At 31.7% G+C, this 635-nt stretch carries 1 protein-coding gene; it reads left to right on the forward strand.

The genetic code is table 11. The features are described 5' to 3' along the window. Nucleotides 1–66: 66 nt before the first annotated feature. A partial coding sequence (gene dnaX, locus GQX97_RS13795) for a DNA polymerase III subunit gamma/tau (RefSeq protein ID WP_157152330.1) occupies nucleotides 67–635 on the forward strand: 569 nt, incomplete at its 3' end.

Here is a 635-nt window from a genome sequence, read left to right on the forward strand (position 1 = left end):
TAATAAATTGACAAACTAACTCTATTTTGTTAAAATATAAAAACATACATTAATTTGGATTTTTTGATGGATAAAAATTATAAAGTAATAGCAAGAAAATATCGTCCGCAAACTTTTGAAGAGGTAATAGGGCAGGAACATATCACAAAAACAATATCTAAAAGTATAGCACAAAAAAAAATAGCACATGCTTATCTTTTTTCTGGTGCTCATGGTGTAGGTAAAACWTCTCTTGCAAGAATTATAGCAAAAGCCTTAAACTGTGTTAATGGTCCTACAGATAAACCATGCGGAGTTTGTCCTTCTTGTACKCAAATAGAAAATGGTACTCCTTTAGATGTTATTGAAATAGACGGTGCAAGCAATAGGGGTATAGAAAATATAAGAWCAATAATAGAAAATGTACGCATATCGCCTGTTGCTGGTAAATATAAAGTATATATTATAGATGAGGTTCACCAGATTACTAATGAAGCTTTTAATGCTTTACTTAAAACATTAGAAGAGCCGCCTGCCCATGTTGTATTTATACTTGCTACTACCGAAGCAGACAGAGTACTTCCTACAATAAGAAGYCGATGTCAGCAGTATATTTTTAAGTCTTTGGGTATAGAAGATTTAGAGAAGATTCTTAA

The sequence above is a fragment of the Brachyspira sp. SAP_772 genome, from assembly GCF_009755885.1.
Taxonomy (GTDB): domain Bacteria; phylum Spirochaetota; class Brachyspiria; order Brachyspirales; family Brachyspiraceae; genus Brachyspira.